Annotated in this window: 6 protein-coding genes; 3 read left to right on the forward strand and 3 right to left on the reverse strand. The window is 68.4% G+C overall.

The genetic code is table 11. The features are described from left to right. The first annotated feature begins 89 nt into the window (after window positions 1-89). Window positions 90-1,163 carry a DNA integrity scanning diadenylate cyclase DisA gene (gene disA / locus OC550_RS20405; RefSeq protein WP_262107758.1) on the forward strand — a complete coding sequence of 358 codons (1,074 nt, stop codon included), beginning with the start codon at window positions 90-92 and terminating at the stop codon, window positions 1,161-1,163. A 5-nt stretch (window positions 1,164-1,168) separates the two neighbouring features. Here disA and OC550_RS20410 read toward each other — a convergent pair whose 3' ends face one another. Then, window positions 1,169-1,825 (reverse strand): hypothetical protein, encoded by a 657-nt coding sequence (locus OC550_RS20410; protein ID WP_262107759.1) that lies wholly within the window; start codon window positions 1,823-1,825, stop codon window positions 1,169-1,171. An 89-nt stretch (window positions 1,826-1,914) separates the two neighbouring features. On the opposite strand from OC550_RS20410, the gene OC550_RS20415 reads away from it, so the two are divergent. Continuing rightward, window positions 1,915-2,883 (forward strand): A/G-specific adenine glycosylase, encoded by a 969-nt coding sequence (locus OC550_RS20415; protein WP_262107760.1) that lies wholly within the window; start codon window positions 1,915-1,917, stop codon window positions 2,881-2,883. Then, a complete protein-coding gene (locus OC550_RS20420) occupies window positions 2,880-3,437 on the forward strand; it encodes a hypothetical protein (RefSeq protein ID WP_262107761.1) in 558 nt (185 codons plus the stop codon). Before OC550_RS20415 ends, OC550_RS20420 begins: the two co-directional genes overlap by 4 nt. Before the next feature lie 118 nt (window positions 3,438-3,555). On the opposite strand, the gene OC550_RS20425 is transcribed toward OC550_RS20420, so the two are convergent. Together OC550_RS20425 and OC550_RS20430 are read right to left on the reverse strand one after the other, a co-directional pair. Then, a complete protein-coding gene (locus OC550_RS20425) occupies window positions 3,556-4,068 on the reverse strand; it encodes an amino-acid N-acetyltransferase (protein WP_262107762.1) in 513 nt (170 codons plus the stop codon). A 10-nt stretch (window positions 4,069-4,078) separates the two neighbouring features. Then, window positions 4,079-6,223 (reverse strand): prolyl oligopeptidase family serine peptidase, encoded by a 2,145-nt coding sequence (locus OC550_RS20430; RefSeq protein WP_262107763.1) that lies wholly within the window; start codon window positions 6,221-6,223, stop codon window positions 4,079-4,081. Between the last annotated feature and the right edge of the window lie 238 nt (window positions 6,224-6,461).

Below are 6,461 nucleotides of genomic sequence, written 5' to 3' on the forward strand. Positions count from 1 at the left end.
GTGCCTAGCGGCTGTTCACCCCACAGGCAGTCTCCTACCCAACCGTTCCACCCGACTGCACTGTGTACGACTGACCGAAGGAATGCTCGATGGTTAAGAGTTCCGAGGATGCCCTCAAGGCGACCTTGGCCCGGGTTGCCCCGGGAACTGCACTACGGGACGGCCTGGAACGAATTCTGCGCGGGCGCACCGGCGCCCTGATTGTGCTCGGCAACGACAAGCAGGTCGAGGCCATCAGCAGCGGCGGCTTCGATATCGGCATCGAGTTCTCTCCGACCCGGCTGCGCGAGCTGGCCAAAATGGATGGGGCCATTGTCTGCGACAAAGACGCGGCCACGATCTACACGGCGGCCGTCCAGCTCGTGCCTGACCCCTCCATCCCCACGCAGGAGTCGGGCACGCGCCACCGCACGGCCGAACGTGTGGCCATCCAGACCGGCCTTCCGGTGATTTCCGTCAGCCAGTCCATGCAGATCATCGCGCTCTACGTGGACGGCATTCGCCACGTGCTCGAAGGTTCGGAGCCGGTGCTGGCCCGGGCCAACCAGGCCCTCGCCACGCTGGAACGGTATCGTGCGCGGCTGGACCAGGTCACCAATTCCCTCTCCGCCCTGGAGATCGAAGCGATGGTCACCCTGCGCGACGTCGCCGTAACGCTCCAGCGCCAGGAAATGGTCCGCCGCATCTCCGAAGAGATCTCCCAGTACGTGCTGGAACTCGGCGTCGACGGGCGGCTCCTCTCGCTCCAGCTGGACGAACTGACGTCGGGGCTGGGGCCGGACAGCGGAATGATTTTGCGGGACTATTCGGACGTCAAGGGCGGGATCGATGTCGAAGCAGCTCTGGACAGGCTGCAGAACTTCAGCTCCACGGACCTGATCGACCTTGGGCGGATTGCCAGCGTGCTCGGCATCCAGCCCGGGACGGACTCCCTCGAAGCCGTCGTGCAGCCGCGGGGCTACCGGCTGCTCTCCGCGGTAAAGTCCGTTCCGCGCGCCGTCGCGGACCGCCTGGTGGACCACTTCGGCGGCCTGCAAAACCTCATGGCGGCCAACATCGATGATCTGATGGCCGTGGACGGCATCGGCGAACAGCGCGCAAGGCTGATCCGCGAGGGCCTCTCCCGAATCGCCGAAACCAGCCTGCTCGACCGCTTCATGTAGCCGGGCTACCGCAGGTCGAAGATGACCTTTTCGCTCTTGTGCGAGCCCAGCCTGGTCGTCAGCACATAGGTCCCCGGCTGCGGGTTGGCGTTCACCGCGGTACACCCCGGAGCGCTGCGCTGCCGCTCCCAGGTGAACTGCGCCCGCTCGCTCTCCCCCGGAGCAATGGTCCGCATCAGCTCCCCGGTCTCCACCGCGCAGTCCTTCGAAGAAAATATGCGGTCCTCGCCGCTGGTGACGATGAATTCCATGGCTTCGGTACCGACGTCAATTTCGCAGTCCGACTCCCCGGTGTTCTCCACTTCCAGGATCAACGTCGGGTTCTCGCCCGCGGCATAAGAGGGTGCGTCCGTGGCGGCGGAGACGGAAATATCGGATTCGTCGCAGGCCCCCGTCGCAGCCGGCTTCGGGGACGGCGCTACGGACGGGAACGCGGACGATGCCACGGGCACCGGCGCCTGGCCCTCGGCCTTCGGCTTGTCCTGGCCGAAGACGCTGGCGATCCACCAGCCGGCCAGCACCAGCATCACCACGAGCACAAGTACCAGCACCAGGGCGGCCAGACGGCGGCGCCGGTAAACGGCCGGACTCGGCCTGCGCCCGTTCGGCGGTACGGACCTGGAAGCCCCGCCCCGCGCTGCTCCGGTACCATTTGCCGCCATGCTTTAAGGCTAGAGACAGTTGGCCTCGAGGTGCGGCAGCACCACGCCGGGAACAGTACAGTATTTGTGGTCGTAGACAAGGAGCCCCGATGCCAACCCCAACCGCCGCCCGAGCGGCTGCCGCAGCGCCCCATGCCGACGGCTGGCCGCTGCATGGAGCGATCGGGAGATGGTTCGACGAGAACGCGCGCACGCTGCCGTGGCGCGACCCGGGCTGCAGTGCCTGGGGCATCATGGTCAGCGAGTTCATGCTTCAGCAGACGCCCGTTGTGCGCGTGCTGCCGGTGTGGGAGGAATGGCTGCGGCGCTGGCCGGAACCGGCCGCGCTGGCGGCGGAGCCCAGCGGCGAGGCCCTGCGCGCCTGGGGCCGCCTCGGCTACCCGCGACGGGCGCTGCGGCTGCACGCGGCGGCGACGGCCATCGTCGAGCGGCACGGCGGCGAGGTGCCTGCCGACAGGGAGGAGCTGCTGGCCCTGCCCGGCGTCGGCACCTACACGGCGGCTGCCATCGCGTCGTTCGCTTTCGAACTGCCGGAAACCGTGGTGGACACCAACATCCGGCGCGTCCACGCGCGGGCCGTCACCGGCAACGCCCTGCCCTCTCCCGCCCTCACCGCTGCGGAGTTCAAGCTGGCCGAGGCGCTGATGCCAGAACAGGACGCCAAGCGCTGGAACGCCGGCGTGATGGAACTCGGCGCCCTGGTCTGCACCGCCCGCTCGCCCCGCTGCGGAGAGTGCCCGCTGCTTGACCGCTGCGCGTGGATCGCCGCAGGGAGGCCGGAACCGCACTACGTGCCGAAGGGACAGGCCTGGGCCGGCACCGACCGCCAGGTCCGCGGCGCGATGATGGCCGTGCTGCGCATGGCCGACGGTCCCGTGCCCCGCGACGTGCTGCTGGGCGCGGTGGACCTGGTGCACAGCGGGGCGGAGCACGCCGTCGAACTGGGCAAACTGCTGGCCCTCGGTGCCAGCGACGAGCAGCTCGTGCGCTCCCTCGACGGCCTGCTGGCGGACGGACTGGCCGAAGCAGTACCGGCCGGTGTTCGCCTCCCGGGGTGAGCCTTGGCTTCGGCGCCGGCCGCCCCTACGCTGCACGTATGGGGCTCAAGTATCCGGCCATACTAACGACGGCGGTGCCCGCCTTGCTGGTGGCCGTCACCGCGTGCGGTGCTTCGCTGGGATCAGGCGGGCACGCCTGTACCGAGATCGGCGCCGCGCCCGGCGTTTCGCTCACCGTCGCCCGGGATTTCGCCGCGGAGGTCAAGGCAGCGAAACTCGAAGTCTGCTGGGAAGGCACCTGCCGGCGGTCCGCCGTCGACCTTTACCCCGGCAAGGACAGCGTGGACCTGGGCTGCGACGCTAAGACGCCGGCGGGCAGCTGTTCGGCAGCCTCGACGCCGAATGGCACGCTAACCGGATTTGTCCCCGTCCCGCGGTTGCCCGAGGGCCCGGTCCGAGCCGCCGCCACGATCACCCACCAGGACGGCACCGAAACCGAAACCGAACCGCTGGATGCGGTAACCCGAATGACCTATCCCAACGGCGAGCAGTGCCCCGGCGCCGCGACTCAGCTCGGCCTGACGCTGGACCGCGGCGGCCTGCACCCCTCCTGACTCCGGGCCCGCGCCCTTCTGCACTCGCCCGGCCGCGGGTTTCGCTCGGCGCCAGCCTGGCCTTGACCCCTGCCGAACCCCGTCCTGCCTCGTGCCTTCCCGCCGGACTCGCTGCCGCCTACCTCAGGCTGCGGATCATCCGGGTGTTGCCCAAGGTGTTCGGCTTGACCCGTGCCAGGTCCAGGAACTCGGCTACACCCTCGTCATGCGACCGCAGCAGCTCCGAATAGACCTCCGGATCCACCGCCGACTGATCGGCCATCACCTCGAACCCGTGCCGTTTGAAGAAGTCCACCTCGAAGGTCAGGCAGAAAACCCGGCTCACGCCCAAAGCCTCGGCCTGCGTCAGCAGCACATCCAGCAGCGCTCGGCCGACCCCCTGGCCGCGCCAGGCGGACGACGAGGCCAACGTGCGGACCTCGGCGATGTCTTCCCACATGACGTGCAGGGCACCGCAGCCGATCAGGGTGCCGTCCCGGTCTTCGGCGACCTTGAACTCCTGGATGCTTTCGAAGTACGCCACCGCTTCCTTCTCCAGCAGCACCCGTTGGTCCGCCAGCGGCTTGACCAGGCGCCTGATGTCGGCGACGTCGGTGGTGCGTGCCGGGCGGATCGTGAAGGCTGAGGTCATGGGTTCCAGTCTAGAGGCCCAGCTCCTCCGGCAGCTCGGCCTCGCCATCCAGGACGTGGCGCGCCAGGAACTCCTGCACCACTTGGTACCAGACCTTGACGTGCTGCGGCTTGAGCACCCAGTGGTTCTCGTCCGGGAAATACAGGAACCGATGGTCCGTCGTGCCGTCCTCGCGCTGCGGCAGGGCCGACTTCGAGAGCAGCTCATACCAGAGGCGCAGCCCCTCCCCGATCGGCACCCGGTAATCCTTGTCCCCGTGGATCACCAGCATCGGCGTGGAAATCTTCCCCACGTGCAGGTGCGGGGAATTCTCCAGCGCCATCTCCGGCGTCATCTCCTTCTCCCAGTAGAACGAGGCGTCGGTCGTGGGGCCGAACTGGTCCAGCGCCCAGAGGCTGGCGTGCGTGACTATCGCCCTGAACCGGTCGGTGTGCCCGGCGACCCAGTTCGCCATGTACCCGCCGAAGGATCCGCCCAATGCGGCCGTGCGTTCCCGGTCGATGTCCGGGCGTCCCACCGCCGCGTCCGTGAGCGACATGAGGTCCGTAAAGGGCGCCTTCCCCCACTGGCCCCAGCCACGCCGAACAAAGTCCTTCCCGTAGCCGGTCGAGAGCGCCGGGTCCGGAAGCAGCACCGCATAGCCCTGGGCCGCCATCAGCCACGGGCACCAACGCCACGACCACGCGTTCCACGAATGCAGAGGGCCGCCGTGGATCCACAGCAGCAGCGGGGCCGGATTTTCCTTCGACGCGCCCTCGGGCAGCACCAGCCAGCCCCGGACCCGCACGGACGAGCCGCCCTCCGTCGTCGTTGTTTCAATCTCCTCGAGCCGGCCGGGCAGCTGCGGGCGAAGGGCCGGACCGGGAAGCACCGCGGTCTCGCCGGTGGCCAGCTCGATCCGCACCGGTTCCGGCGGGAAGAGGTAGCTGCTGCGCAGGGCGTATGCATAGCGGCCGTCGGGGCTGACGACGACGTCCGTATAAGCGGCCGCGTCCGCAGTCACCCGGCGCACGCTACCGGTGCTCGCGTCGATCAGGAACACCGGCCGGGCGCCGTCCTCGTCCGCGGTCGCCAGCAGGGCCGAGCCATCCGGCAGCCACTGTGCGGGCTCGGGCCAGCGGTCCCAGTCAGCCGCCAGCGGAAGCAGATCCCCGCCCTCGAGCGGGAGCAGGCCAAGCGTGGTGTCCGGAATAGTCTGCGGGCCGGAGACCTTCTCGCAAACAACGACGACAACGCGCCCGTCCGGGCTGACCGGTCCGGGCCGGTAGTCAACTTCCTCCGAGGACAGCAGCACACGGACTCCGCCACCGGCGGTGTCGACTGCGGCGAGCACCTCCCGCATGTCGCCCTTGGCAAGAGGCTCCCGCCAACTGGTGAGCAGCGTGCGCCCGTCGGGGCTCAGCGAGGCACTGGATTCAACGAGGTGGGATCCCGCACCCGGTGTGATGCCGCGCAGCGAATAATCGCCCTCGGCCTCCTCGGTCGTCGGCAGGACCGACTCGATGGCGTGCTGCTCCAGCACGAACTGACTCGGACAGCCCGGACCCAAGTCGTGGTCCCAGAACCGCACAGGGTAGCCGCTGTGCAGAATGGCAGAAATCTGCTTGTCTTTGCGCAGCTGGCGGAGCCGCGCGTCGTCCTCTTCGTCTGCCGCGCCGGGCAGGACATCGGCATTGACCACGGCGACGTCCGCCGAACCGGCTGTCAGGACCGAGTTGATTCCCCCCGGGCGCGACAGGAGTTGCCGCGCCTCGCCCCCTCCTGCCGGAAGCTTCCAGAGCGCGGCCAATGGCTCATCAGCTTCGGTTTCAGGGGCGGGCCGGGCAGAAGTGAAGAGCAAGTCGCCGCTGGGCAGAAAGACAGGGTTGGCTTCCCCCTTCGCGCTGCGGGTGATTCTGCGGGCCGGCCTGCTCCCGGCGGGATCAACCTCCCAGAGCGCCGTGGTGTCTTCGGTCGACTTGCCATTGAGCACGCTGACCGCCGTGATCAGGCGGCTGCCGTCCGGGCTCAGGGCCAGGGAACCTAGCCGGGGCAGCGCGATGTAGTGGTCCAGGTCGTGAAAAGAGGTCTCGGGCCGTGTCGCCGCCGCCTCGGCCGGAACGCCCGCCGCATCGGCCTCGCCATCCTGATCAGAAAGAGTTGTTTCAGAAGTCATGGAGGACAGTATTGCGCAGGATCGGCCAGGGCGGTAGACCCCCCGTGGCGGTAGACCTCATAGAGACATTGATCCGGCCCCGACCTAGGCCTCGGAACCGGATCAATGTGGTTAAAGCGGTGAGGGGCGCCGCCGTCGTTGGCGGTGCCCCTCATCGTGGTGGTTGTGTCCGGCGGTGACCTACTCTCCCACACCCTCCCGGGTGCAGTACCATCGGCGCTGCGGGTCTTAGCTTCCG

The sequence above is a fragment of the Arthrobacter sp. Marseille-P9274 genome (assembly GCF_946892675.1).
GTDB lineage: Bacteria > Actinomycetota > Actinomycetes > Actinomycetales > Micrococcaceae > Crystallibacter.

Excerpts from the sequence above, each read along its gene's own strand:
- OC550_RS20430 (WP_262107763.1), bottom strand. The coding sequence starts at position 6,223 with ATGACTTCTGAAACAACTCTTTCTGATCAGGATGGCGAGGCCGATGCG.
- OC550_RS20425 (WP_262107762.1), bottom strand. The coding sequence starts at position 4,068 with ATGACCTCAGCCTTCACGATCCGCCCGGCACGCACCACCGACGTCGCC.
- OC550_RS20415 (WP_262107760.1), top strand. The coding sequence starts at position 1,915 with ATGCCAACCCCAACCGCCGCCCGAGCGGCTGCCGCAGCGCCCCATGCC.
- OC550_RS20410 (WP_262107759.1), bottom strand. The coding sequence starts at position 1,825 with ATGGCGGCAAATGGTACCGGAGCAGCGCGGGGCGGGGCTTCCAGGTCC.
- disA (WP_262107758.1), top strand. The coding sequence starts at position 90 with ATGGTTAAGAGTTCCGAGGATGCCCTCAAGGCGACCTTGGCCCGGGTT.